Annotated in this window: 20 protein-coding genes; 11 read left to right on the top strand and 9 right to left on the bottom strand. The window is 73.3% G+C overall.

Features of this window, described 5'->3' with window-relative positions; all coding sequences use genetic code 11:
* The first annotated feature begins 163 nt into the window (after positions 1-163).
* The 4 genes from ABD644_RS13340 to ABD644_RS13325 all read left to right on the top strand — a co-directional run bounded on the left by ABD644_RS13340 (position 164) and on the right by ABD644_RS13325 (position 3,146).
* Positions 164-892, top strand: coding sequence for a glutamine amidotransferase (locus tag ABD644_RS13340; RefSeq protein ID WP_344689404.1), 729 nt, complete (start codon positions 164-166; stop codon positions 890-892).
* A 71-nt stretch (positions 893-963) separates the two neighbouring features.
* On the top strand, positions 964-1,284 hold the full coding sequence (locus ABD644_RS13335) for a hypothetical protein (RefSeq protein ID WP_344689403.1): 321 nt from the start codon (positions 964-966) through the stop codon (positions 1,282-1,284).
* A 377-nt stretch (positions 1,285-1,661) separates the two neighbouring features.
* Positions 1,662-2,342 carry a hypothetical protein gene (locus ABD644_RS13330; RefSeq protein WP_344689402.1) on the top strand — a complete coding sequence of 227 codons (681 nt, stop codon included), beginning with the start codon at positions 1,662-1,664 and terminating at the stop codon, positions 2,340-2,342.
* Positions 2,343-2,825: 483 nt separating this feature from the next.
* Entirely contained in the window at positions 2,826-3,146 is a 321-nt protein-coding gene (locus tag ABD644_RS13325; protein ID WP_344689401.1) for a hypothetical protein, read from the top strand.
* A 65-nt stretch (positions 3,147-3,211) separates the two neighbouring features.
* On the opposite strand, the gene glnA is transcribed toward ABD644_RS13325, so the two are convergent.
* Positions 3,212-4,645, bottom strand: a complete 1,434-nt coding sequence (gene glnA / locus ABD644_RS13320; protein WP_344689400.1) for a type I glutamate--ammonia ligase — start codon at positions 4,643-4,645, stop codon at positions 3,212-3,214.
* A 167-nt stretch (positions 4,646-4,812) separates the two neighbouring features.
* On the opposite strand from glnA, the gene ABD644_RS13315 reads away from it, so the two are divergent.
* Positions 4,813-5,235, top strand: a complete 423-nt coding sequence (locus tag ABD644_RS13315) for an RDD family protein (RefSeq protein ID WP_344689399.1) — start codon at positions 4,813-4,815, stop codon at positions 5,233-5,235.
* The gene (locus tag ABD644_RS13310; RefSeq protein WP_344689398.1) at positions 5,232-5,732 is read left to right on the top strand and encodes a GNAT family N-acetyltransferase; all 501 of its coding nucleotides are present in this window, start codon (positions 5,232-5,234) and stop codon (positions 5,730-5,732) included. The genes ABD644_RS13315 and ABD644_RS13310 overlap by 4 nt, the downstream gene beginning before the upstream one ends.
* A 26-nt stretch (positions 5,733-5,758) precedes the next feature.
* Here ABD644_RS13310 and ABD644_RS13305 read toward each other — a convergent pair whose 3' ends face one another.
* The 3 genes from ABD644_RS13305 to ABD644_RS13295 all read right to left on the bottom strand — a co-directional run bounded on the left by ABD644_RS13305 (position 5,759) and on the right by ABD644_RS13295 (position 8,822).
* The gene (locus ABD644_RS13305; RefSeq protein ID WP_344689397.1) at positions 5,759-6,589 is read right to left on the bottom strand and encodes a DUF4191 domain-containing protein; all 831 of its coding nucleotides are present in this window, start codon (positions 6,587-6,589) and stop codon (positions 5,759-5,761) included.
* Between the two features lie 61 nt (positions 6,590-6,650).
* The gene (gene lipA, locus ABD644_RS13300; RefSeq protein ID WP_344689396.1) at positions 6,651-7,625 is read right to left on the bottom strand and encodes a lipoyl synthase; all 975 of its coding nucleotides are present in this window, start codon (positions 7,623-7,625) and stop codon (positions 6,651-6,653) included.
* 108 nt (positions 7,626-7,733) lie between these two features.
* Positions 7,734-8,822, bottom strand: a complete 1,089-nt coding sequence (locus ABD644_RS13295; protein ID WP_344689395.1) for a hypothetical protein — start codon at positions 8,820-8,822, stop codon at positions 7,734-7,736.
* 115 nt (positions 8,823-8,937) lie between these two features.
* On the opposite strand from ABD644_RS13295, the gene ABD644_RS13290 reads away from it, so the two are divergent.
* Both ABD644_RS13290 and ABD644_RS13285 read left to right on the top strand, forming a co-directional pair.
* The gene (locus tag ABD644_RS13290; RefSeq protein ID WP_344689394.1) at positions 8,938-9,618 is read left to right on the top strand and encodes an LLM class F420-dependent oxidoreductase; all 681 of its coding nucleotides are present in this window, start codon (positions 8,938-8,940) and stop codon (positions 9,616-9,618) included.
* Positions 9,615-9,866, top strand: a complete 252-nt coding sequence (locus ABD644_RS13285; RefSeq protein ID WP_344689393.1) for a hypothetical protein — start codon at positions 9,615-9,617, stop codon at positions 9,864-9,866. The genes ABD644_RS13290 and ABD644_RS13285 overlap by 4 nt, the downstream gene beginning before the upstream one ends.
* A gap of 22 nt (positions 9,867-9,888) precedes the next feature.
* On the opposite strand, the gene ABD644_RS13280 is transcribed toward ABD644_RS13285, so the two are convergent.
* Positions 9,889-10,944 carry a class I SAM-dependent methyltransferase gene (locus ABD644_RS13280; RefSeq protein ID WP_344689392.1) on the bottom strand — a complete coding sequence of 352 codons (1,056 nt, stop codon included), beginning with the start codon at positions 10,942-10,944 and terminating at the stop codon, positions 9,889-9,891.
* A gap of 174 nt (positions 10,945-11,118) precedes the next feature.
* Here ABD644_RS13280 and ABD644_RS13275 point away from each other — a divergent pair, with 174 nt between their 5' ends.
* Positions 11,119-11,808: a winged helix-turn-helix transcriptional regulator gene (locus ABD644_RS13275; protein WP_344689391.1), complete on the top strand. Its 690-nt coding sequence runs from the start codon at positions 11,119-11,121 to the stop codon at positions 11,806-11,808.
* 7 nt (positions 11,809-11,815) lie between these two features.
* Here ABD644_RS13275 and ABD644_RS13270 read toward each other — a convergent pair whose 3' ends face one another.
* On the bottom strand, positions 11,816-14,104 hold the full coding sequence (locus ABD644_RS13270) for a putative bifunctional diguanylate cyclase/phosphodiesterase (protein ID WP_344689390.1): 2,289 nt from the start codon (positions 14,102-14,104) through the stop codon (positions 11,816-11,818).
* A gap of 249 nt (positions 14,105-14,353) precedes the next feature.
* Here ABD644_RS13270 and leuS point away from each other — a divergent pair, with 249 nt between their 5' ends.
* A complete protein-coding gene (gene leuS / locus ABD644_RS13265) occupies positions 14,354-17,254 on the top strand; it encodes a leucine--tRNA ligase (protein WP_344689389.1) in 2,901 nt (966 codons plus the stop codon).
* 34 nt (positions 17,255-17,288) lie between these two features.
* Here leuS and lipB read toward each other — a convergent pair whose 3' ends face one another.
* Genes lipB through ABD644_RS13250 form a run of 3 tightly spaced genes read right to left on the bottom strand, consistent with a single transcriptional unit; the run spans position 17,289 to position 19,935 of the window.
* Complete coding sequence (gene lipB, locus ABD644_RS13260) at positions 17,289-17,933, bottom strand: lipoyl(octanoyl) transferase LipB (RefSeq protein ID WP_344689388.1); 645 nt, start codon at positions 17,931-17,933, stop codon at positions 17,289-17,291.
* 20 nt (positions 17,934-17,953) lie between these two features.
* On the bottom strand, positions 17,954-18,688 hold the full coding sequence (locus ABD644_RS13255; RefSeq protein ID WP_344689387.1) for a Type 1 glutamine amidotransferase-like domain-containing protein: 735 nt from the start codon (positions 18,686-18,688) through the stop codon (positions 17,954-17,956).
* Positions 18,688-19,935 (bottom strand): NAD(P)/FAD-dependent oxidoreductase, encoded by a 1,248-nt coding sequence (locus tag ABD644_RS13250; protein WP_344689386.1) that lies wholly within the window; start codon positions 19,933-19,935, stop codon positions 18,688-18,690. The genes ABD644_RS13255 and ABD644_RS13250 overlap by 1 nt, the downstream gene beginning before the upstream one ends.
* A 118-nt stretch (positions 19,936-20,053) precedes the next feature.
* Here ABD644_RS13250 and ABD644_RS13245 point away from each other — a divergent pair, with 118 nt between their 5' ends.
* Positions 20,054-21,697 carry a serine/threonine-protein kinase gene (locus ABD644_RS13245; protein ID WP_344689385.1) on the top strand — a complete coding sequence of 548 codons (1,644 nt, stop codon included), beginning with the start codon at positions 20,054-20,056 and terminating at the stop codon, positions 21,695-21,697.
* Positions 21,698-21,702: the final 5 nt, after the last annotated feature.

Here is a 21,702-nt window from a genome sequence, read left to right as displayed (position 1 = left end):
ACTCGCCAACCGCCTGGTCGGCATCCTCCACGGCTGCCTCAAGACCAGAACCCAGTACAACGAACACACCGCCTGGCCCCAGCTCACCGCCACCGCGGCTTGACGCCCCACACCATGGGATGTCTGACCGCACCGCCGCCGGAGCGACACCTAGGATCCGCCCGTGCGGCCCTTCCTCCTGCTGTCCTCCCGCGCGGAAGACGTCGCCGCCGAGGGGGAGTACGAGGCGTTCCAGCGCTTCACCGGGTTGTCGACCCGGGAGCTGCACCGGATCCGCATGGAGGCGGCCCCGCTGCCCGAGATCGACCTCGACGCCTACTCGGGGTTGCTCCTGGGCGGCGGCCCGTTCAACTCCAGCGACCCGCCCGCGGCGAAGTCCGCCGTCCAGCACCGGGTCGAGCACGACATGCGCCGGCTGCTGGACCGGATCGTCGAGCGCGACTTCCCGTTCTTCGGCGCCTGCTACGGCGTCGGCACCCTCGGGGTGCACCAGGGCGGGGTCGTCGACCGCACCCACGCCGAGCCGATCGGTGCCGTGCGGATCCAGCTCACGCCGGAGGGCCTCGGCGATCCCGTGCTCGAGGGCATGCCGGAGGAGTTCGACGCGTTCGTCGGGCACAAGGAGGCGTGCAGCGTCCTGCCGCCGTCGGCCGTGCTCCTCGCGACGTCGGCCACCTGCCCCGTGCAGATGTTCCGGGTGCGGACCAACGTGTACGCCACCCAGTTCCACCCCGAGCTCGACGTGCCGGGCCTGCTCACGCGGGTGCACGTCTACCAGAACTACGGCTACTTCCCGGCCGACGAGCTCGACGATCTGGTCGCCCGCCTGGAGCCCGCGGTGGTCACCGAGCCCGGCCGGATGCTGGCCAACTTCGTCGCGCGGTACGCCTGACACCCTCCGTCACCGGCGAGCGGCCGGTACGGTCCGAACCGCGGACCGGAACGCCAGACGAGGAGATGCCCGTGCCCCCAGCACCGCGCGACTACACGGACCTGTTCCTGGCGCCCGTGGCGCTGCAGGTCGACCAGCGGCTGGAGAAGTTCGCCGGCCTGGACCGCGACGCGCTGCACAAGCGGGTGGTCCTGGAGACCAACCACGAGGCCTGGAATGCAGGCGGGCGGGCCCAGGACGTCGTCGACAGCGTGACCTACCTGCTGGACATGCACGGCTGGCGGGCCGGCTGGGACCCCCGCGGCCTCCGGCTCAGCCATGACAACCACTCGCTCGTCCTGGGCGTCCCGCCGAACCTCGCCGCCTACGTCGCCGAGCTGCCCGACGAGTGAGCCGCGTCGGCGGGTCGTCCCGCACTGCGGCCCCCCAGCCGAAGGCCGGCGGCAGCCGTGGTGACGTGCGGGATCAGGCCAGGTCGAACCGGTCGGCGTTCCTGACCTTGTTCCACGCGGCGACCAAGACCGTCTAGTGGGACACGTCGCCGAAATCCCCGGCGCACGGCATCGATGATCGAGTCGGTCTCGGCGTGCGGGTTGTCGTGCACCGCGGACAACACGGCGACGCGGGGACGGGTCACCCGGAGGGCAGCCCGTTCTGCCCGCCGGTCCACCGTGGGACTGCCGCCGTGACGCGCATTCCGCGGGCCGCCCACCGGGGCTAGCGTCGGTAGCCCCACGGGGGCCGAGACGACGGTGGCAGGAGGCACGCCATGTTCGCTCAGGTCATTCAGGGCAGGACGTCGGACGCCGAGGCGGCGCGCGCGACGCTGGACCGGTGGATGGAGGAGCTGCAGCCCGGCTCGATCGGCTGGTTGGGCAGCACGGTCGGGGTCAGCGACGACGGCCGGTTCGTCGCCGTCGCCCGCTTCGCATCGGCCGAGGCAGCGGCCCGCAACGGCGCACGGCCGGAGCAGTCCCGCTGGTGGGAGGAGACGCAGCGGCTCTTCGACGGCGAGGTGACGTTCGCCGACAGCGAGGACGTCGTCGTCGACCTGGCCGGCGACCCCGACCGGGCCGGCTTCGTCCAGGTGATGCAGGGGCGGGTGACCGACCCTGCACGGGCCAAGGAGATCGTGGCCGGGATGTCGGCGGCCGACCTGGCCGGGTTCCGCCCGGAGATCCTCGGCAGCGTCATGATCAACCACCCGCCGGACCGGTGGACGCAGGTCATCTACTTCACCTCGGAGGCCGAGGCGCGCGAGGGCGAGCGCAAGGAGGCGCCGCCGGAGATGCAGGCCGCGATGGAGGAGTTGATGGCGCTGAGCCCGGAGCCGCCGGACTACATCGACCTGCGGCAGCCGGTGACGTACTCGCCGCCGCAGGCGGCCGGCGCGGTACCCGGCCCACGTGCCGCCGCGGAGGCGGCGGAGGAGATCGAGATCAACCAGTAGACGCGCCCCCGCACCGACGACGCGGCCCCCGACCTCGAGTAGGTCGGGGGCCGCGGCGGTGACGGGCGGGATCAGATGACGTGGTGCATCGCGAATACTGACCGCGTGAGCGAACGCGGGTGGATCTTCATGGATGTGGCCTCTGAAAAGCGCGTACGCGGTGGGTGATGTTCGGGGGCGGAGGGGGCGGCCGGACTGTCGACGTCGTCGGACGCGGGCTCCCCTGCGGACGTGACCCCGATCACGAGATACGAGTATCGCGAGTCCGCTGGCGTCGTTGTCGGTGTGTGCACGTGCGCACAGTCCGTTCCGACAAAGGGATCGAGTCATGGGCAAAGTCCGTTCGCTGTTCGTCAGCATGGTGGCCACGTCTCGGAGGAGGCCTACCCGACCATGACGATGAGCACGAACCTCTCGACCTGTGACACGTCGGCGCGCACCCTCGGACGCGGTGACGCCCTCGGCATCTACTCGATCTACTGAGTGGCCGTGCTCGTCTGGACCGTCGCGGTCGTGGGCGTGGCGGGGGTCATGGCGACCCTCCGGCTGCCCAGTCCGCAGCACAGGATCGCGCTCGCCCTGGTCGGCATCGCCCTCGCCCTGCTGTTCTGGCCGATCGAGTGCGCGACCGCGATGGGCCTGGCGCCGGAGGGGGTGCCGGTCGACTCGCGGACGTGGTGCACGAGCGCGGTCGGCCTGCGGCTGCCGAGCGAGGGTGGGATCGGCGTTGTGCTCGGCGGCGTCGTGCTCCTCGCGATCGTCAACGCCCTCGTGCGACGACGACAGGGCCAGCCGCGCCCGTGAAGGTGCGCGTGTCGTGGTGAGGCACTGACCTCACCACGACAGGCGCACCTTCGGGGCCCGCACACTCAGATGTCGTAGTACATCGCGAACTCGTGCGGGTGCGGGCGCAGGCGGATCGGGTCGATCTCGTGCTCCCGCTTGTACTCGATCCACGTCTCGATCAGGTCGGGTGTGAACACCCCGCCGTCGATGAGGTACTCGTGGTCGGTCTCGAGGTTGTCGAGGACGGCGTCCAGCGACGCGGGCACCTTCTCGATGCCCAGGGCCTCCTCGGGCGGCAGCTCGTAGAGGTCCTTGTCGACCGGGGCCGGCGGCTCGATCTTGTTCTTGATGCCGTCGAGGCCGGCCATGAGCATCGCCGAGAAGGCGAGGTAGGGGTTGGCCGACGGGTCGGGCACGCGGAACTCGATGCGCTTGGCCTTGGGGCTGTCGCCCGAGATCGGGATGCGGCAGCAGGCCGACCGGTTGCGCGCGGAGTAGACGAGGTTGATCGGGGCCTCGTAGCCGGGCACCAGGCGGTGGTAGCTGTTGACCGTCGGGTTGGTGAACGCCAGCAGCGACGGCGCGTGCGACAGGAGCCCACCGATGTAGTGGCGGGCGGTGTCGGACAGGCCCGCGTACCCGGTCTCGGCGTGGAAGAGCGGCTCGCCGTCCTTCCAAAGGCTCTGGTGGCAGTGCATGCCCGAACCGTTGTCGCCGAACAGCGGCTTGGGCATGAACGTCGCCGTCTTTCCCGCCGCCCAGGCGGTGTTCTTGATGATGTACTTGAACAGCATCAGGCTGTCGGCCGAGCGGAGCAGGGTGTCGAACTTGTAGTTGATCTCGGCCTGACCCGCGGTGCCCACCTCGTGGTGACCGCGCTCGAGCTCGAGGCCGGCGTTGGTCAGGTTGGTCATCATCGTCGAGCGCAGGTCGCTGTAGTGGTCGTACGGCTCGACGGGGAAGTAGCCGCCCTTGGCCCGGGTCTTGTAACCCAGGTTCGGGCCGCCGTTCTCGCCGGTCGCCGACCCCGAGTTCCACGAACCCTCGACCGAGTCGATGTGGTAGTAGCCCTCGTTGATGCTGGTCGAGTGGCGGATCGAGTCGAAGACGTAGAACTCGGCCTCGGGGCCGAAGTACGCCGTATCGGCGATACCGCTGCTGGCGAGGTACGCCTCGGCCTTCTTCGCCACGTTGCGCGGGTCGCGGCTGTAGGCCTCGCGCGTGATCGGGTCGTGGATGAAGAAGTTCACGTTCAGCGTCTTGTGCGTGCGGAACGGGTCGAGGAAGGCGCTGTTGGCGTCGGGCAGCAGCAGCATGTCCGACTCGTTGATGGCCTGGAACCCGCGGATCGAGGAGCCGTCGAAGCCCAGCCCCTCGGAGAAGGTGTCCTCGCCGAACGTCGACGCCGGGATGGTGAAGTGCTGCATGACGCCGGGCAGGTCGCAGAAGCGGACGTCGACGTATTCGACGTCGTTGTCGCGGATGTAGGCGGCGACCTCGTCGGGACTGTTGAACATCGATCCTCCGGGAGTGGGCGGATGGCCGACTCGCAAGTTACGAGCGGGGAGTTGCCCCGGGGTGTCCCGAGTGTTTCGGGGCGGTAACAACGGCACCGGCGTGTCGCCGATCACGTGTCCGCCGAGGAGCCTCGGGGTGCTCTCGGGCAGGTCCTACGCTGGTGGGCATGGTCAGGGACGCATCGCCACCTTCTCAGGAACGCGTCCGCGGCGCCTCCCTGGGCCTCCCCGCCGAGGGCCCGGGCCGGCTCGCGACCTGGAACCCGCGCATCGTCGCCTTCGTCGTCGACGCGATCAGCGCCGCGTTCGTCGCGGGCCTGTTCACCGCACCGGACCTGCCGGGCAACTGGAGCCTGGTGTCCTTCGCCGCGGTCACGGTGGTGACGCTGGTCCTGTTCGGCCAGACGCCGGGCATGCGGGTGATGGGGCTGCGGCTGGCACACCCGCGGCCCGGTGCCCGGTTGGCCCCGTGGCGTGCCGTCGTCCGCACCGCCCTGCTCTGCCTGCTCGTCCCGGCCCTGCTGGTCGACGCCGACGGGCGGGGCCTGCACGACCGGCTCACCGGCACGGCCGTCGTCCACGAGCGTTGATCGTCCGTCGGGAACGGCCGGCCGACCACGACGCCGTCCGCGCGCTGCACCTCGCGGCGTTCGCGCCGTCCGACGCGGAGGCGCGGCTGACCGACGAACTGCGGGAGGACGCCGGCTTCCTGCCGCACCTGTCCCTGGTCGCCGTCGAGGACGGCGCCGTGATCGGCCACGTGATCGCCACCCGCGGGTGGCTGGAGCCTTACGGCACCCCGGTGCTGGGCCTGGGGCCGCTCGGGGTCCTGCCCGGCCGGCAGCGCAGCGGGGTCGGCACGGCGCTCGTGCATGCCTTGCTGGCCGTGGCCGAGGCGGCCGACGAGCGGCTGGTCGCGCTGCTCGGGTCGCCCGACTACTACCGCCGGTTCGGCTTCGTCCCCGCAGCCGAGCGCGGGATCACTGCGCCGGACCCGGCCTGGGGCGAGCACTTCCAGGTGCGGCACGTCAACGGTCCACCCGTCGAGGGCGCGTTCCGCTACGCGGACCCGTTCACCCGCCTCTGACGACGGACTTTCTGTACAGAAAGTCTCTAGCGGCGGCGGACCTGCCGCTGGCTGACCGTCATCTGCTTGCCGCCGGGCAGCGGCCCGCCGGGCACCGGCATCCGGCTGCCGCCGAGCGCGCTCATCCGGCGGCCGAGGGCGTTGACCTCGGCGGCGGAGAGGTTGCGGGGCAGCTTCATCACGTGCGCGCTGAGCTTCCGCAGCGGGATCTGGCCCTCGTCGTCGCCGACGGTGATGTCGTAGATCGGGGTGTCGCCGACGACGCGGGCGACCTTCTTCTTCTCCTGGGCGAGGAGTCCGCGCACCCGCGCGGGGGAGCCCTCGGCGACGAGGATGATCCCGGGACGGCCGAGCACGCGGTGCACCGCGTCGAGCTGCTGGGTGCCGGCGACGCCGGAGGTGACCCGCCAGTCGCCGCGCATGCCCTCGAGGACCCAGGCCGCCGCGCCCGGCTGCCCCTCGACCTGGCGGTAGGCCGAGCCCTGCGCGCGCCGACCGAAGATGACCATCGCCGCCAGGACGCCGCTGACGATCGCCAGCGGCAGGAAGAGGAATGGCGAGTTGAACAGGATGCCGACCAGCTCGATCACGCCGGCGACCGCCACGAACCAGATCAGCATGATCCAGGGCAGCTTGGGGTCGTTCTTGCGGGTGAGCGAGTAGGCCTGCTTGATCATGCGCAGGTTGCCGCCGAGCTTCTTGAGCCGCTGCTTCTTCGGCTTGCCCTTGCGGTTGAGCTTGACCGGCTCGGCGCCGGACGCCGTGGCCCCTGACGACCGGCCGCGGCCACCGTCCTTGGGGGCGCGGCCTGGCTTCCCGCTGGGAGCGGAGGAGTCTGAGGGCTTGCTGCGTGCCATGCCCTCAGGATAGGGGCGTGGCAGGGCAGAACCCGCGCGCGGCAGGTCCGGCCCGCCGGGCTCAGCCCTGACGGGTGAGTCCGCGAGCCTCCACGGCCTGTTGGTAGAGCCGGCCGGCCCGGTAGGAGCTGCGCACCAGCGGACCGGCGAGCACGCCCGGGAAGCCGATCCGCTCGGCCTCGGCCTGGAAGCCGACGAACTCGTCGGGCTTCACCCAGCGGATGACGGGGTGGTGCCGCGGCGAGGGGCGCAGGTACTGGGTGATGGTCAGCAGGTCGCAGCCGGCGTCGTGCAGGGCCTGCATGGTCTCGACGACCTCGTGCGGTTCCTCGCCCATGCCCAGGATCAGGTTGGACTTGGTGACCAGCCCGGCCTCGCGGGCGGCGGTGATCACGGCCAGCGACCGCTCGAAGCGGAACCCGGGCCGGATGCGCTTGAAGATCCGCGGCACGGTCTCGACGTTGTGCGCGAGCACCTCGGGACGGGAGGAGAACACCTCGGCGAGCTGGTCGGGGTCGGCGTTGAAGTCGGGGATCAGCAGTTCCACGCCGCAGCCGGGCAGCTGGGCGTGGATCTGGCGGACGGTCTCGGCGTAGAGCCACGCGCCGCCGTCGGGCAGGTCGTCGCGGGCGACGCCGGTGACCGTGGCGTAGCGCAGGCCCATCGTCGCGACGCTCTCGGCGACCCGCCGCGGCTCGTCGGCGTCGAAGTCGGCCGGCTTGCCGGTGTCGATCTGGCAGAAGTCGCAGCGCCGCGTGCACTGGTCACCGCCGATGAGGAACGTGGCCTCGCGGTCCTCCCAGCACTCGTAGATGTTGGGGCAGCCCGCTTCCTCGCAGACCGTGTGCAGGCCCTCGCGGCGCACCAGCGACTTGAGCTCGGTGTACTCCGGGCCGGTCTTCAGGCGGGTCTTGATCCACTCGGGCTTGCGCTCGATCGGTACCTGGCTGTTGCGGACCTCGAGGCGCAGGAGCTTGCGTCCGGCCGGTTCGAGCGGGGATCCCGTCGAGGGCGTCGGGACGACCGGCTCACTCATGATCTCCACGGTACCCCCGACGCGCCGTGCCCCTGACGAGCGACGCCCCTGACGAGCGACGCCCCCGCTGCAGCGCAGCGGGGGCGTCGTCCGGACGGGTGGTGCGGATCAGGCCTTGTCGCCACCGGTGCCGGGCGCCTGGCCGGCGTCGCCGGTGCTGTCGGCCGCGTCCTGGTCGCCTTCGGCGAGCTGGGCGGTCTGCTCACCGAGGTCGGTGTCGGGCGGGGTGGCGTCGCCGGGCGCCGTCCCGGCGTCGGAGACGGTCTTGCCGGGCTCGGTGGGGGTTGCGGGCACGGGGTCCTCTCGGTAGCTGGGAACCGGACCGTCGCCGGCCGGGGCCGGGGTCCAGTCGTTCTGGTTCTTGCGCTTGGCCGCGAGGGCCACGCCGGCCAGAACAGCGGCGACGGCGAGGACCCAGGTCCAGCGGCGCGGCTCGGGCTCCTTGCCGACCGTCCGCTTGACCTGCTTGGCCGTGGCCTGGGCCAGCTTCTCGAACTCGCGGCGCTTCTTGACCGCGGACTTGCGGGCCTTCTTCGCTGTCTTGCGCGCCTTGCGCGTGGACTTCTCGGCGCCGGCCACCAGCTCGGCCCGCCGCGCGTCGATCTCGCTGCGGGCGCTCTCGACACCGGCCGCCAGGGTCTCCCGGGCGCTCTCCAGCGCGGGTGTCATCGCCTCGCGGGCGGCGAGCACCTTCGGCGTCGCGTAGGCCAGCGCCGCGACCTGGGCGGCCTCGAGCCGCGGGACGACGTCCTCCTTCAGCGCCTTCTGCGCGGCCTTCTGCGCCGCCTCCACGCGCGGGGCGGCCGCCTCGCGGGCGGCCTCCATCCGCGGGCCGAGGTCGGCGGCGGCCTTGTGGGTCGCGGCGACCGCCGCGGCGACCTTGGGTGCGGCGGCCTCGCGGGCCGCTTCGACCCGGGGGGCGATGGCCTCGCGGGCCGCCTCCACCCGCGGCGCGATCGCCTCGCGCGCCGCCTCGACCTTCGGGCTGATGGCCTCGCGCGCGCCGGCCATGGCGGGGCTGGCGGCGGCGACCGCCGCGGCGACCTTGGGCGCGGCGGCCTCGCGGGCCGCCGCCACCCGGGGCCCGAGCTGCTCGGCCGCGAGGCGGCCGGCCTCGCTCGCCGCTACTCCGATGTGGGCGAATCCCTCCTGGAGCTCGGCGCCGATGACCTGACCGCGCGTCTTCTTGCGGAACACGAGCTGCACCTCCGAGTTGAAAACGTCTCGCGATCATCCTGCCCGCTCCGGTCGGCGAGCACACCCCGGGGCTGCGCGGGCAGCGCGACCGGCCGTGGCTGGTTAGCGTCGGGCCGTGCAGCTGCGGATCTTCACCGAGCCCCAGATGGGGGCGACCTACGACGACCTGCTCGCCGTGGCCCGGCGCGCGGAGGAGACCGGCTTCGACGCGTTCTTCCGGTCCGACCACTACCTGACGATGGGCGGCGACGGCCTGCCCGGGCCCACCGACGCCTGGGTGACCCTGGCCGGCCTGGCCCGCGAGACGTCCCGCATCCGCCTGGGCACCCTGATGACGGCGGCCACGTTCCGGCTGCCGGGGCCCCTGGCGATCGCCGTGGCGCAGGTCGACCAGATGAGCGGTGGCCGCGTGGAACTCGGCATCGGCTCGGGGTGGTTCGCGGCCGAGCACGCCGCCTACGGCATCCCGTTCCCGTCACTGGGCGAGCGGTTCGACCGGTACGAGGAGCAGCTGGCGGTCATCACCGGGCTGTGGGGCACGCCGCCGGGGGAGACGTTCGACTTCAGCGGTGACCACTACACGCTCTCCGGGTCGCCGGCGCTGCCCAAGCCGGTGCAGGCCGGTGGGATCCCGGTCCTGGTCGGCGGCAAGGGGCCGAGGCGGACCCCGCGGCTGGCCGCCCGGTACGCGGCGGAGTTCAACGTGCCGTTCGAGTCGGTGGAGGCCAACGCCCGGCTGTTCGCCGGGGTGCGCAGGCCTGCGAGGAGGCGGGCCGCGACCCGGCGTCGATCGTGACGAGCTCGGCCCTGGTGCTCTGCGTCGGCAAGGACGAGGCGGAGCTCGCGCGTCGCGCCGCGGCGATCGGCCGCGAGGTGGGCGAGCTGCGGGCGCACGGGGTGGCGGGCACGCCGGCCGAGGCGGTCGACGTCCTGGGTCGCTACGCCGAGGCCGGCGCCCAGCGGGTCTACCTGCAGGTGCTCGACCTCGCCGACCTCGATCACCTGGACCTGGTCGCGTCGGAGGTGGCCCCCCAGCTCGGGTGAGGCGCCACCTCCCGACGGGGACTCAGGCCGCGGGACGCCGTCCCCAGGTCAGCGCGTGCATCGGCGTCAGCTGCACCGAGCCGATGTCGACGAAGCCGTGCCGGGCGAGCAGGTCGTCGTAGGCCGCCCGGGGGAGGAGCTGGTCGTCGATCTGGGCCTCGAAGAACTGGATGCCGGTCATGATCCGCCCCGGCACGCTGCGCAGGCCCTCGTCGGTGTCCGGGAACGGGAAGTCGGAGATCACGAACCAGCCGCCCGGCTCCAGCGCGGCCTTCACGTTCTCGGTGACGCGGTCGGCGTCCCGGCACTCGTGCATCGAGATGTTGTTGATCACCAGGGTGGCCGGCTGGTCGACGGTGAAGTCCTCCAGGGCGCTGTGCACCACCTCGACCCGGTCGGCGAGGCCGGCGGCGGCCACCCGTTCCCGGGCCTTCTCCACCGAGTGCCGGTCCCCGTCGACGCCGACGACCGTGCAGCGCGGATACGCGGTGGCCAGGCGGACGGCGCCGTTCCCCGCGCCGCACGCGGTGTCGATGACCCGGACGCCGGCGTCGAGGCGCTCGGCCAGCCCGGGCACCTGCGCCAGCCCGCCGGGGACCAGCCGGGTGTAGAACGGCGTGCCCGTGCCGGCGACGGCGGCGATCCACTCCGGGCTGGTGTCGTCCCACCACATCCGCTCGCCGGTGGCGAAGTGGGTCTCGAAGCGGCCGAACATCTCCGGGGCCTCGGTGACGGCGAAGACACCGCCGTCCCAGGCCGGCGAGGTGGTGTCGAGCAGCAGGGTCGCGATGTGGTCGCCGAGCCGGTAGCCGTCGTCGGAGCGTTCGAGCACCCCGGCGGCCAGGCCGGCCCGGCACCAGACGCCCACGTAGAAGGGGTCGAGGTCGAGGGCCTCGGCCAGGTCGTCCGGGGTGCTCCCCGGCTCGTCGGCCAGGCGCCGGATCAGTCCCTGCCGCAGCCCGATCGCGACCGTCCGGTGGCCGACGTAGCCGGCGATCAGGGACAGCACCGTGGGTGCCTTCTCGGCGAGGGTGGCGGTGGTGGGGGCGGGGGCGGGGGCGGAGGCGGTGAGGGTCATCGGGAGCTCCGGGGGTCGGGACGTCGTCGGGACCCGTTCACGGTCGGGGTCGGCGGCCGCCCCGCTCCAGTACGCCGTCTGTAGCAACCCGGTACAGCATCTGTACTACCGCGGCGGGCGCTGCGGTCCTACGGTCGGCGATGTCGGAGCCACGCCGGCGGGAGGGAGCACGCGATGCCCTCGCACTACGGGCAGTTCTGCCCGGTGGCCAAGGCGATGGAGCTGCTCGACGAGCGATGGACGCTGCTCGTCGTGCGCGAGCTGATGATGGGCAGCCAGCACTTCAACGCGCTGCGCCGGGGCGTGCCCCGGATGTCGCCCGCGCTGCTGTCCAAGCGCCTGCAGACCCTCGTCCGCGCCGGGGTCGTGGAGCGCTGGGAGGACGGCAACCGGGTCACCTACCGGCTCACCGACTCCGGTCGCGAGCTCGAGCCGATCGTCGAGGCGCTGGGCCGGTGGGGGATCCGCTGGATCCCCGAGCTGGGCGACGAGGACCTCGACCCGCACCTGCTGCTGTGGGACGTCCACCGCAGCATCGACACCGAGGCGGTCCCGGACGGCCGGACGGTGATCGCCTTCGTCTTCCCCGACGTACCGCCGTCGAACCGGCGCTGGTGGATCGTGATCACCGGCGACGGGGTGGACGTCTGCGACGTGGACCCGGGTCACGACGTGCGGGTCACGGTGGAGAGCAGTCTGCGGACGATGACCCGCCTCTGGCGCGGGGACCTGGCCTGGGCGGCCGCGCTCGGGTCGGGGGAGCTGGTGCTGCGCGGCGAGCCGCAGGCCTGCCGGGCGCTGCCGCGCTGGCTGAAGCTCTCGAGCCTGGCGCCGACCCCCCGGCCGGTTCTCGCCGCCGGGTGAGCCTCCCTCAGGCCCGGGCCTGCTCCAGCAGGAGCGGGCGGGGCGTGACCAGCCACGCCAGGAAGTCCTCGACGGGCATCGGGCGGGCGATCGCGTAGCCCTGCGCGATGTCGCAGCCGAGCCGGGCCAGCGCTGCGCCGGTGGCGGCGTCCTCGACGCCCTCCACGACCAGCCGGAGGCCGAGCTCGTGGGCCAGGGCGACGGTGTGCCGGACGATCGCCGCCGCGCGACGGTCCTGGTCGACGTCGGCCGTCAAGCTCCGGTCGAGCTTGAGCTCGTCGGCGGGCAGGTGCCGGAGGTAGGCCAGCGAGCTGTAGCCGGTCCCGTAGTCGTCGATCGACGTCCGGACGCCGAGCCTGCGCAGCTCGGCGAGCACCTGGCGGCCGCGCTCCGGGTCGGCCATGAGGGTGTCCTCGACCAGTTCCAGCGTCAGGGCCTCGGGCGGCAGGCCGTGCCGGCGCAGCGCGGCGGCGACCTTGCTGGGCAGGTCGAGGTCGTTGACGTTGGCCGCGGCGAGGTTGACTGACACCGGCACCCGCTCGCCCGGCCACCAGCGCGCGGTCGCGGTGAGCGCGAGCTCCAGCACGGTGTCGGTGAGCGGCCGCAGCAGCCCGGCCTGCTCGGCGGCGGGCAGCAGGTCGGCGGGGGAGAGCAGCCCGCGGACCGGGTGGTTCCAGCGGACGAGGGCCTCGACGCCCACCACCCGCTCGTCGGTGAGGGCGATCTGCGGCTGCAGGTGGACGACGAGCTGGTCGCTCTGCAGCGCGACGCGCAGCTCCTCCATCGTGCGCAGCCGGTCGCCGCTGCCGCCGTGCGGGTCGGGCACGTAGACGTGCACGCCCTCCCGTGCGGACTTCGCCGCATACATCGCGACGTCGGCGCAGCGCAGCATCTCCTGGACCGTCGCCGCGGGCACCGGCGCGGTCGCGACGCCGATGCTGACCCCGACGTGCAGCCGGATGTCCTCGACGGAGAACGGCTGCAGGATCAGCTTGCGCAGGCGCTCGGCCCGCTCCTGGGCCTCGTCGAGCCCTGCCTCGGGCAGGAGGACGGCGAACTCGTCGCCGCCGAGCCGGGCCAGCACCTCGCCAGGACGCAGGGCCGGCTGCAGCCGCGGGCCGATCTGGCGGAGCAGGTGGTCGCCGGCCGTGTGCCCCAGGCTGTCGTTGACCTCCTTGAAGCCGTCGAGGTCGAGCAGCAGGAGAGCGGCCGGGCGCCGCGCGGACGCCGTCGTCAGCACCCGGGCCGCCGTCTCGAGCAGCGCCCGCCGGTTGGCCAGTCCGGTCAGCTCGTCGGTGAGCGCCTGCTGCTTGACCTCGTTGAACCCCCGCACCTCGCGGAAGGTGACCGCCGTGCGGGCGATGGCCGCGACGACACAGGCGATGGCCAGCCAGGCGGCGGCCGACGGCAGCGCGTCGCCCCACCCGGCTGCGAGGACGAACAGGCTGGCGACGTTGCAGATCAGCGGGAGGGCGAGCAGGCGCAGGCCCACGCGGGAGTGCTCGGCGTCCCGCGCGGGCCGGGGGCGGGCGCCGTGGGCGGCGAGCGCGGCGAAGCAGATGCCGGCCAGCCAGAGGAGTTCCGTCGGGCCGCCGTCGACGTAGGTGCCGTCGACGGTGCGGGCGAACAGCACGACGTCGCCGGTGAGGACGAGGAGCAGCGCCACGATGACGCTCCCGAGCGAGCGGTCCATCCGCAGGCCCAGGATCGCGCCGACCGCCACCAGCAGGGCGAGGAGCAGCACGTCCATCACCGGCATGGCGAGGTTGATCAGGGCCACGGCCGGGCGCCCGTCGACCGGGTGCAGGTACGGGCCGATCAGGAACGCCACGCCGAGCGCGGTCGTGCCGAGGGCGCCGATGACGCCGTCGAGCCACATGCTGGGGTGGAAGCGCGGCACGCGGGCCCGGATGAGGCCCACCATGGCGACGTAGAGCAGCAGGTAGGCGATCAGCGCGAGCACGTCGATGACCGGGGGGTACGGCCCGTTCCCGGCCGTTCCGGCGCCCAGCGTGCGCAGGACGTTGGCGAGGGCGTAGAGCACCAGGGCGACGCCGAGGGAGCGCCACGCCAGCCGCTCGGCGCGGACCCGCACGGACGCGGCCCAGGCGGCTGCTGCCGCCGGCAGGTAGGCGGAGTTGTAGAGGGCGACGTCGTAGAGCCGGTCCCAGCCCGCGCCTTCGGGACGCGGACCGATCCCGGTCGCGAACAGCGAGACACAGCCCAGCGTCAGCGCGACGAGCAGCCCCGACGAGGGCGCACGCGTGCGCCACCTCGTCAGCCTGTCCCGCTCCACCTTTCGTTCATCGGCCGGTGCCCGGTCGGGCTGCACCCCAGCGGCCGATTCCGGCCCGTAGGGGTGAACGGGCGGCCGGGGACCGCGGGAGGTGCGTCGCGGTAGCATGGGCGGCGTGACCGGGCGGTTCCTGCTTTCCCGGCCGTGCTGACCTGACACGCTCAGACAGCACGGCGACCCCTCCTGCGTGAGGGGTTTCTTTATGTCCGCCGCCGGTATGCCACAGCTTGGGACCCAGGAGCACCAGCGATGAGCCAGAGCGCCGATCAGCCAATCGTCGAGCCGTCGTCGGGCGACGTACCGCCGCACCGCTACACGCCGGCCCTGGCCCAGAAGATCGAGCTCGCGTGGCAGGACCGGTGGGAGTCCGCCGGGACGTTCCACACCCCGAACCCGGTCGGGCGGCTGAGCGAGGGCTTCGAGAAGGTCGCCGACCGGCCCAAGTACTTCGCGATGGACATGTTCCCGTACCCGTCGGGTGCCGGGCTGCACGTCGGGCACCCCCTGGGATACCTGGGCACCGACGTCACCAGCCGGTTCCGCCGGATGGACGGCGACAACGTGCTGCACCCCATGGGCTACGACGCCTTCGGCCTGCCCGCCGAGCAGTACGCCGTCCAGACCGGGCAGCACCCGCGGATCACCACCGAGGCCAACATCGCGGCGATCAGGGCGCAGCTGCGGCGGCTGGGCGTCGACCACGACGACCGGCGCAGCTTCGCGACCATCGACCCCGAGTACTACAAGTGGACCCAGTGGATCTTCCTGCAGATCTTCGGGTCGTGGTTCGACGAGTCGGCCGGCAAGGCGCGGCCGATCGACGAGCTGGTCGCCGAGTTGGACGCCGGAACGCGCGAGCCCGCGCCGGGCACCAATCCCTCCGCCCGGCCGTGGGCCGAGCTGTCCGGGGTCGAGCGGCGCAAGGTCGTCGACGCGCACCGGCTGGCCTACCTGCACGAGGCCCCGGTGAACTGGTGCCCCGGGCTGGGCACGGTGCTGTCCAACGAGGAGGTCACCGCCGACGGCCGCTCGGAGCGGGGCAACTTCCCCGTGTTCCGCCGCCCCCTGACCCAGTGGATGATGCGGATCACCGCCTACGCCGACCGGTTGCTGGCCGACCTGGACCGGTTGGACTGGTCGGACTCGTTGAAGCTGATGCAGCGCAACTGGATCGGACGCTCGACCGGTGCGCGGATCGGCTTCAGCTGTGCTGACCAGGTGATCGAGGTCTTCACCACCCGCCCGGACACCCTGTTCGGCGCGACGTACATGGTCGTGGCGCCGGAGCACCCGCTGGTCGACGCGCTGACCGCAGCCGAATGGCCGTCCGGCGTCGACCCCCGGTGGACCGGCGGCGCCGCGACCCCGGCCGAGGCCGTGTCCGTGTACCGGCGGGAGGCGTCCCGACGCTCGGAGCTGGAGCGCCAGACCGAGGGCAGGGACAAGACCGGCGTCTGGACGGGCGCCACCGCGGTCAACCCGGTCAACGGCCGCGAGCTGCCGGTGTTCGTCGCCGACTACGTGCTGATGGGCTACGGCACCGGCGCGATCATGGCCGTCCCCGGCGAGGACGTCCGCGACTTCGAGTTCGCGGACAAGTTCGGCCTGCCGGTGATCCGGACGGTGCAGCCGCCGGAGGGTTGGGACGGCGGGGCGTGGACCGGTGGCGGTCCGATGATCAACTCGGCCAACGACGAGATCTCGCTGGACGGGCTGGAGAAGGCCGAGGCGATCGCCAGGATCACCGAGTGGCTGGTCGCCCGCGGGCAGGGCGAGGCCACGACCACCTACAAGCTGCGGGACTGGCTGTTCAGCCGGCAGCGCTACTGGGGCGAGCCGTTCCCGATCGTCTACGCCGTCGACGGTGAGGACGCCGGGCTGCCGGTCGCCGTCCCGCCGTCGATGCTGCCGGTGCTGCTGCCCGAGGTCGACGACTACTCGCCCAAGACCTTCGCCGACGACGACGCCGACTCCGCGCCGGAGCCGCCGCTGTCGCGCGCCACCGAGTGGACGACGGTCGAGCTGGACCTGGGCGACGGGCCGAGGAAGTACCGCCGCGAGACCAACACGATGCCCAACTGGGCCGGCTCGTGCTGGTACTACCTGCGCTACCTGGACCCCGGCGACGACTCCCAGATGGTCGACCCGGAGTTGGAGCGCTACTGGCTGGGCCCGCGCGGCGAGGGGGACGTCGGTGGCGTCGACCTGTACGTGGGCGGCGTCGAGCACGCCGTGCTGCACCTGCTGTACGCCCGGTTCTGGCACAAGGTGCTGCACGACCTGGGCTACGTCTCCAGCGAGGAGCCGTTCCGCCGGCTGGTCAACCAGGGGTACATCTCGGCCTACGCCTACACCGACGAGCGCGGCTTCTACGTGCCCGCCGCCGAGGTCGTCGAGAAGGACGGCCAGTTCTTCCACGAGGGCAACCCGGTCAACCGCGAGTACGGGAAGATCGGCAAGAGCCTGAAGAACATGGTCACGCCCGACGAGATGATCGGGGCGTACGGCGCGGACACCTTCCGCGTGTACGAGATGTCGACCGGACCGCTGGACCAGTCGCGGCCGTGGGAGACGAAGGCCGTCGTCGGCTCGCAGCGGCTGCTGCAGCGGATCTGGCGGGTCGTCGTCGACGAGCAGACCGGTGCCGTGCGCACCGCCGACTCCGAGCCGGGCGAGGACACGCTGCGCGCCCTGCACCGGGCGATCGCCGGGGTCCGGGATGGGTACTCCACGCTGCGGTTCAACATCGCGATCGCCCGCATCACCGAGCTGACCAACCACCTGACCCAGACCTACGGGGCGGAGTCGCCGGTGCCGCGGTCGGTGGCGGAGCCGCTGGTCCTGCTGGTCGCGCCGCTGGCTCCGCACATCGCCGAGGAGATGTGGGCGCGACTGGGCCACGACTCGTCACTGGCCTGGCACGCGTTCCCGGAGGCCGAGGAGCGCTGGCTGGTCGACGACACCGTGCAGGTCGCCGTCCAGGTGAACGGGAAGGTGCGCTCGCAGGTCTCGGTGCCGGCCGACGCCGACGCCGCCGCGCTGGAGGCCGCTGCCCGCGCCGACGAGAAGGTCGCCGGCTACCTGGCCGGGGCGACCGTGCGCCGCGTCGTCGCCGTCCCCGGCCGGCTGGTCAACTTCGTCCTGGGGTGAGGCCCTGAGGGGCCGCGATCGCGGATGCGGCCCCTCAGCGGACGGCGGCCGTCGCCGTGAGGATGTTGCGCATCGCTGCCTCGACCGCGTCGATCACCTCGGCGACGGGGACGTCGCGGCCCAGCTCGGCCGTCAGCGACGTGGCGCCGGCGTCGACGATCCCGCACGGGATCATGTTCGCGAACGCCCGCATGTCGGGGTCGCAGTTGAGCGCGAAGCCGTGCATGGTCACGCCCCGCGCGACGCGGACGCCGATCGCGGCGACCTTGCGATCAGGGCCGCGGTCGTCCGCCCGGACCCAGACGCCGCTGCGCCCCTCAACCCGGTCGGTGGCCAGCCCGAGCCCGGTGCAGACGTCGATGAGCGCCGACTCGAGCCGCCGGACGTGGGCGACCACGTCGACCGGGTCGGCCAGCCGCACGATCGGGTAGCCGACCAGCTGACCGGGGCCGTGCCAGGTGATCTTGCCGCCGCGGTCGACGTCGATGACCGGCGTGCCGTCGAACGGCCGCTCGTGCGGCTCGGTGCGCTTGCCGGCCGTGTAGACCGGCGGGTGCTCCAGCAGGAGCAGCGTGTCGGGCCCGTCCCCGGCTACCCGGGCGGCGTGGAACTCGCGCTGCTGCGCCCACGCCTCCTCGTAGGGGACGAGGCCGGCGCGCACGATCCGCAGTTCGCTCACCCCCTCAGCGTAGGCCGCGCTCACCCGAGCCGACGCGGCTCCACGCGGGTCTCGACCGCCGTGCCGGCGGGCCCCCGCTCGACGCGGTAGGCGGCGACGTCGGCCCGGTCGGCCACCGCCTCGACCAGCTCGGTGCCGCGGTAGACCAGCCCGACGCCGTCGTCGGTGGCGTGCCCGCCCGGCAGCGTGCCGTCGGCGACCAGCCGGTGGTAGAGCGGGCGCCGCTGCTCCTCCGAGTCGTAGTGGACGCCGTTGGACGTCGGGATGAGCCCCAGCCCGTTGGTGACCGGGCGGAGATCGGGGCCGAAGGAGTCGGTCGTCCCACCGACGTGCCAGCACAGCGAGCCCGCCGAGACCCCGCCGAGCACGACGCCGGCCTGCCACACCTCGCGGAAGATCTCGTCGAGACCGTGCACACGCCAAACGGCCAGCAGGTTCGCCACGCTGCCCCCGCCCACCCAGATCACGTCCTGGGCGAGCAGGTGGGCTCTCATGTCGGGGACGGTCGGCATCGTGAACAGGCTCAGGTGGCTGACCTGGACGGCGCTGCCGGCGAACGCGCCGTACACCCCGGCCACCCGGACGGGGTCGTCGCCGGTGGCGGTGCCGAGGTAGCAGACGCGTGGCCGCTCGGGTGCCCCGGCGAGTTCGAACGCGAGGTCGAAGACGGGACCGGGTGCCCAGTCGTAGGGCCCTCGGCCGCGGCTGGCGAAGCCCATGCTGGTGGCGAGGATCGTCGGGGCGGAGGCGGGCATCAGGCTCCTCGGGGGACGGCGGAGGGGCGCAGCGCCCTCAGGACGGCGCGGGCCGTGCGGGCGCCGCTGGCCATGGCGCCCTGGATGGACGGGGTGTCGCGGTGGTCACCGCAGACGTAGATGCCGTCGCCGAGATCGACCGGCCGTCGGAGGGCCAGCGGCGGGAGCGCGGCGGGCTGGGCGCCGGTGACGGTGACGGTCGTCAGGTGCTCGAGATCGCTGCTGCCGACGCCGTGGGCAGCGGCGACCTCGGCGCGCACCTCGGCCTCGGACGTGGGGCAGAGGGTGGAGCTGGCGACCAGTGCCCGTCCGTCGGGGCTGTACCGCGGCTGGGCGTCGGTGAGCACGACGCTGTTGACCAGGCGGCCCCCCGGCTGGCCGAGCACGATGAGCGGCTCGTGCCAGGGGGACGCCGGGAGGACGTGGAGGTGGGTGGTCACCTGCCGCGGCGCGGACGCCTCGATGCGGGGGAGGAGCCGGGCGGCGGTGCCCGGGTCCGTCGCGACGACGACGGCGTCGGACCGGAGGACGCCCTCGTCGGTGGTCACCGCTCCCGGCGCGACCGATCGCACAGGTGTGTCCAGGTGCACCCGGTCGGCGCCCACCCGCGCCGCCAACTGGGCACCGATGGCCTGCATGCCGCCCGCCGGGAGGCCGATCCTGCCGCGGACGAAGCTGCGCCACAGCAGATCGACGTAGTGGCCGGACGTGACCAGCTCGCGCTCGAGGAGGACTCCGGCCAGGAAGGGGCGGAGGAATCGCTCCAGTGCCTGTTCCCCGATGCCTGCATCCCGCAGCGCTTGCTCCGCTGGGCGATCGGGACGGCGGAGCGACCGGCGCACGGGCGAGTACCCCGCGCGCAGGGAGAAGGCGAGGAGCGCGGCCTTCTCGCGCAGAGATCCGAGGGGCGCGGCGATCGTGCCCGGAGCGGCGGCGAGCCGCGAGCGGGGGTCGACGACGCGGTGCACCCGGCCGTCGACCCGCAGCACCGCCCCGCGCAGGAACCAGCCGAGCTCGAGCGCGGGCAGGTCGAGGTCGGCGGCCCGGGGATAGCCGGCGTTGAGCACCTGGAAGCCGCGGTCGACCACGAAGCCGTCGATGCGGTCGGTGGCCAGCCGCCCGCCGGCGTGCCCGCCGGATTCCAGCATCTGCACGTCGCAACCGGCGGCGCGCAGCCGAATGGCGGCGGACAGGCCGGCCAGCCCGGCCCCCACGACGACCACCTCGGCGCGGGTCGGGACGGGCATGTGCCGACGCTATAGACCTCCACGTCCCCGAGCGCCGGCAGGGCTGGTCCTGTGGACCGCCGCCGGCCTGTGGACAACCGGAGCGGGTGACCGCGCGATCCGCCTACGGTTCCCGGTCATGTCCGCAGCCGATCCCGCCGTCGAGCCGCCCGTGGTGCCCGGCTACCTGCTGGAGGCGTTGATCGGGCGGGGCGGGTCCGGCGAGGTCTGGCGGGCGGTCCCGCGTCGCGGCGGCCCGGCGGTGGCGGTCAAGGTCCTCGTCGACGGCGATCCCGAGCGGCAGGCCCGCGAGGCGGCGTTGCTGGGTGAGCTCGACCACCCGCACCTGGTGCGGCTGATCGAGGTCGTCCACCAGCCGCGGCGCGGCGGGGCCGCACGCGTCGCGCTGGTCCTCGAGCTGTTGGAGGGCGGGAGCCTGGCCGCCCTGCTGGCGCGGCGGGGCCGCCTGCGGCCAGGGGAGGTGGTCACCGCGATCGCGCCGGTCGCTGCGGCACTGGCGCACGCCCACGAGAACGGCGTCGTCCACGGCGACCTGTCGCCGGGCAACATCGTTTTCACCGGCGAGGGCCGCCCGGTGCTCACCGATCTCGGAGTGGCCCGCGTGCTCGGCGAGGTCGCGGCCGCGGAGGTCACCCCGCCCTACGTCGACCCGACCGTGGCCCGAGGCGGAGCTCCGGGGCCGGCGTCGGACGTGTTCGGCGTCGCGGCCGCGGCGTTCCACGCGCTCACCGGGATCGCGCCGTGGAACCCCGCCACCCCCGCCGACACGCTCACCGTGGCGGCCGCCGGGTACCTCCCCGACCTGTCCGAGCTGGCCGCGTCCGCGCCGCCGGAGCTGATCGCCGTCATCGAGCGCGGCCTGTCCGCCGACCCTCACGACCGTGGCTCCGCCGCCGCCTTCGCGCTCGACCTCCGGCACGCCTGCCGGCCGGAACCCGTACGCCTCCCCGTGCACGGCGTGCCGGACGCCGATCTGGGGCGCACCGGTCGGGGCCCCCGCACCGAGCTCACTCACCAGGTCCCCGGCCGCCGCCCGCGGCCGGCGCCGGCAGTGGTGGAGCATGCGATACCCGGGCGCTGGGCAGGGCTGCGTGACCGTCTCGGCCGGATCTCCGGGTCGCTGGCCGGTCGCACCGGTGTGCTCGCCGTCGTCGCGGCCGGTCTGATGGTGGCCGGCTGGCTCGGGGCGCGGTGGGGCGAGCCGGTCGCGGGGGATCCGACTCCGGTGGCTGCTGCGGCGACCACCGCGGCGGCGACCAGCGCGCCGACGGCCCCGACGGCGGTGCCGGGGCCACCGGAAGGGGAGGCGCCGGAGGAGCAGACGCCGGAGGAGGAGACGGCGGCCGACCGCCAGGACCCGGCCGGGAGTCCCGCGGAGTGGGCGGATCTGGTCGCGGAGCTGTACGCGCGCCGGGCGGCGGCGTTCGCGGCCGCCTCGCCCGACGCGCTGGCCGCCGTCCATGCAGCCGGCAGCGTGCTCCTGGCCGCCGACGAGGCCTATGTGCGGGAGCTCGCCGGTGCAGGAGAGGCACTCCGGGGCTTCGCGCCGTCAGTCGTGCGGGTGGACGCGGTCACGCTCGGGGTCGGCCGCGTGGAACTGGTGCTCGTCGACCGGTGGGGGGCCTACGACGTCGTGGCCGCCGCTGACCCGGATGGGCCGGCGCTGCGCACGGAGCCGGGGCGCGGTGAGGCGACCGTGCGCCTCGTCCTGGCGCAGACCCCCGACGGATGGCGGATCCAGGACGCCGGGATGGCTGGATGAGGGGC

The organism is Blastococcus jejuensis (assembly GCF_039534705.1).
Taxonomy (GTDB): domain Bacteria; phylum Actinomycetota; class Actinomycetes; order Mycobacteriales; family Geodermatophilaceae; genus Blastococcus_B; species Blastococcus_B jejuensis.
The sequence above is the reverse complement of the archived record's forward strand: the minus strand, read 5'-3'. Positions and strand labels throughout refer to the sequence as shown.

Excerpts from the sequence above, each read along its gene's own strand:
- ABD644_RS13330 (WP_344689402.1), top strand. The coding sequence starts at position 1,662 with ATGTTCGCTCAGGTCATTCAGGGCAGGACGTCGGACGCCGAGGCGGCG.
- ABD644_RS13305 (WP_344689397.1), bottom strand. The coding sequence starts at position 6,589 with ATGGCACGCAGCAAGCCCTCAGACTCCTCCGCTCCCAGCGGGAAGCCA.
- ABD644_RS13255 (WP_344689387.1), bottom strand. The coding sequence starts at position 18,688 with ATGCCCGCCTCCGCCCCGACGATCCTCGCCACCAGCATGGGCTTCGCC.
- ABD644_RS13280 (WP_344689392.1), bottom strand. The coding sequence starts at position 10,944 with ATGACCCTCACCGCCTCCGCCCCCGCCCCCGCCCCCACCACCGCCACC.
- ABD644_RS13275 (WP_344689391.1), top strand. The coding sequence starts at position 11,119 with ATGCCCTCGCACTACGGGCAGTTCTGCCCGGTGGCCAAGGCGATGGAG.
- ABD644_RS13250 (WP_344689386.1), bottom strand. The coding sequence starts at position 19,935 with ATGCCCGTCCCGACCCGCGCCGAGGTGGTCGTCGTGGGGGCCGGGCTG.
- ABD644_RS13315 (WP_344689399.1), top strand. The coding sequence starts at position 4,813 with ATGGTCAGGGACGCATCGCCACCTTCTCAGGAACGCGTCCGCGGCGCC.
- leuS (WP_344689389.1), top strand. The coding sequence starts at position 14,354 with ATGAGCCAGAGCGCCGATCAGCCAATCGTCGAGCCGTCGTCGGGCGAC.
- lipA (WP_344689396.1), bottom strand. The coding sequence starts at position 7,625 with ATGAGTGAGCCGGTCGTCCCGACGCCCTCGACGGGATCCCCGCTCGAA.
- glnA (WP_344689400.1), bottom strand. The coding sequence starts at position 4,645 with ATGTTCAACAGTCCCGACGAGGTCGCCGCCTACATCCGCGACAACGAC.
- ABD644_RS13245 (WP_344689385.1), top strand. The coding sequence starts at position 20,054 with ATGTCCGCAGCCGATCCCGCCGTCGAGCCGCCCGTGGTGCCCGGCTAC.